Here is a 2,973-nt window from a genome sequence, read left to right as displayed (position 1 = left end):
TCATTTCCCTTAGCGCCAGTTCATATATCTTCTCCGACAAGCGGAATCCCTGCTCCCGTAAGTTGTCCAGTTTGTCTTTGCCCGACGAGATCAGGCCACGCTGCTTCGCCCGGATCAGGATTCCAATCAATCCGGTAATCACTATACCCAATGACTTAGCTCTCCTTCTTCCTTTTCGTTCGTCGATGATTAGTAGAGCGCTCTCGTGTGCAAGAGCTAAGGCTATTGAACTAGCCTCCCCGGCGTCCAAACTAGGCAAAAGCGATCGGTAGACATCCCTATTGTAGTTGTCGTCAACTCGGATCCAATCCGGCAAATCTATTGCTGTCTCTTCTCCGACTATTGTGGTAACCTCAACGTGTCCATACAGCTCGTGCAATAACTCCAGGCTATTGAGATTATGTAGACCGATGAGCGTGCTTGCGTCGGCAATAACGATTCGATCAGGCATTAGCGATGTCTTCTAGAAGATCATCTTCCTCCGTTTGAAACGCATCTACTCCGTACTGTCCCAGCAACTCGATGAACGAGCGTCGACTGATCCCTACGATCTGAGCTCCCTGTCCGGAAGTGATGATGCCTTCCTCAAATAACTTACTGGCAAACATCATCTTCAGATCAAAATCTGTAGCAGTTAAGTCGGCCGGTAATTCAACGTGAAAGCCCATAGGGGGTCTGTTTTATGCTCAAACAACCATTAAGATAGGGAAGTTGCCAAGATTCGGGCTGATTCAGCCAGCGCTGTCGATCAGCATACTGGTGAAGTGCCCTCCTCCTCATGCTGTAGTTCTATAGTAGGGTAAACTGCCGTTCAAATCAGATCGTCTAGCTGCCCCCTTCTGATGTCGAAATAATAAATCTTATAGCGCAGTGTCCTTCTTCACTCTTGCCCAACTGCACTTTCGATGGCATCTTTCATGGTGTGACGCCTATCCCTTGCGGGAGCTTATAGTGGGATATACTGCCGTTGAAATCAGTTCTCTTAGCTGCCCTGATCGTTTAATTTTCTGTGGACCCGCGGTTGAGTTTATCTGTTGGACCAAACCCGCACCTAGCCAGCTATAGTGTTGTGGTTGTGGATGCGGTTGCGCCGAACGAGTGCGACCACGCAGCCGGGGCTTCATTAATTCGAAGGTAAGAACTCTAACCCCACCTACAAGGGAGCGGCGCGGCGGCATGGACCGAAACCGACCAAAGGGAGCTTTCGGGCCATTGACGACGGGACGAACCCGGACACCAAAACATCCAACCAATACTCCGGCCACCCAGCCCCGGTTGACGCTGGGCGCGTTGTTGTGTGCCGTTCTTTAATAACTTGATTTAAATCCACTTGAAAAACTTCCTGCCGTATTTTCTCCCTTGTAATTAATGTTCACCCCATATGACTTTCCTTTGTCTAGCTTTTCCGTTAATAGCTTGAAAATGTTTATCCCTTCATGAGATTGTGTCGTTAATGAACCTATTACTTCGTCAGTTTCATAGTCCTTTATTTCAACTTCTACATCAAACTTCTCAATAAAATATATCTCCAATTCAACACTATCTTTAGAAATACTCTTGATACTTCTTAAATTGCTTCGATCTGTGATATAGGTTCTCTCCCTTTTTGATCCTTTTTCGACCCCTTTAATTTTTGCGTAGGTGATTATTCCTTCAACATTGCCAAACTCAACGAACGGTGCCGGAAAAAATGGAAGTATATAATATCGATAAGGATCTCCCGTTGCTTGCATAATCTTTTCGTAGGGTAGAGTTCCGACTGTATCTTTGGTTACCCCTTGAAGGAAAATGCTATTTCGCCCATTGTGAGCGAGTACCTTTAATTCCGTAGAATACATTTTGAATGGAATGAATTTATTTCCATAATAATATCCACTATCTGCCAATTGAAGCGAAAATTGGTTAGGACCGTCTATTGCTCCACTCAAAAAATTATATCCATCAGTTTCTAGTTTCAAATAGCTAAGATCTTCAGCTATGGAATCCCCGATAAATTTAATATTGATGAACTGTTTGTCTTCGTATTCGGCTAGCCCTGTAGAATCGTTGTACCATTTTCTACGATACAATAATTGTATTTCGTCGTCAGACTGAATATCAAACTTGCTACTGGCACTATACTGATTAATTATTCCATCGGTTATTTCATTATAATTGTCCCCTAAAAGCTGTTTTGTATAAAATTGACCGTTACTTGAAACTGCCATTGTTTGCAAGTCCGGAATAATCACAGCATAAACTTCTGGATTACTGGTTTGAAAGTATTTTCGTGGAGTTTGGTCAGTGACTATCAGGGTATCTCTTGGAAAATTTTGTCTAGTATCAATGAATTCAAGAGATGTATTAACTTTCTCTCCAAAGAGCGATGTTAGCTGTTCCGCGGTTTTGTTATAGTCGATATCGTGTATTACTTCTAGTCTATGATCTAAAAGCCTGTAATTACGATCCGTAAATGATTCGTAATAAGTCGATGAATTGTCGATTTTGGGATAGTCCGTAAAATCCTCTGTCTTGAATTTAGTGTATCTCCTTTCATTAATCGTGGTGTCTTCTAGGTTTGTCCTAAGTTGAAGTCCAATAATTTCGTTTTCCTGGTCAAAGTAAGTTGCTCGTAGATATATACTCGATTCAACTAATTCCGATCTATTACTTTGTCCAAACATGCAAAGCGAGAACACCATAAATAATACAACAATGTAGATTTTCATACTAGTATTTTATACGTGGCTACCAGGACGGTAAGCAATATGCTTTTGATCCCTGCTTCCAGTTCCATTGTAAACTACAAGTTTGTGAATATTCATGATTGTGAGATCTCTATTGTCAACCACACTGAACATAACGGCTATCACGAGACTGAGTTTCATCGAATGGCACACAACGGGAGCGCCCACGTCAGGCCGGGGAAGGGGCAAGAATCTTTAGTCGGCCCACCCGACAGGAAGGCGGGCGGGGGATGGGAGCATTCGCCAA

At 43.2% G+C, this 2,973-nt stretch carries 3 protein-coding genes; all 3 read right to left on the bottom strand.

The genetic code is table 11. The features are described 5' to 3' along the window. A partial coding sequence (locus tag GGR28_RS18780) for a DUF3368 domain-containing protein (RefSeq protein ID WP_183497377.1) occupies positions 1 to 451 on the bottom strand: 451 nt, incomplete at its 3' end. Continuing rightward, positions 444 to 668: a UPF0175 family protein gene (locus GGR28_RS18775; protein ID WP_183497376.1), complete on the bottom strand. Its 225-nt coding sequence runs from the start codon at positions 666 to 668 to the stop codon at positions 444 to 446. The genes GGR28_RS18780 and GGR28_RS18775, both read right to left, overlap by 8 nt. A 639-nt stretch (positions 669 to 1,307) precedes the next feature. After that, positions 1,308 to 2,708 (bottom strand): hypothetical protein, encoded by a 1,401-nt coding sequence (locus tag GGR28_RS18770; protein WP_183497375.1) that lies wholly within the window; start codon positions 2,706 to 2,708, stop codon positions 1,308 to 1,310. Positions 2,709 to 2,973: the final 265 nt, after the last annotated feature.

Origin of the sequence: Neolewinella aquimaris (assembly GCF_014197245.1) — a bacterium.
GTDB lineage: Bacteria > Bacteroidota > Bacteroidia > Chitinophagales > Saprospiraceae > Neolewinella > Neolewinella aquimaris.
The sequence above is the reverse complement of the archived record's forward strand: the minus strand, read 5'-3'. Positions and strand labels throughout refer to the sequence as shown.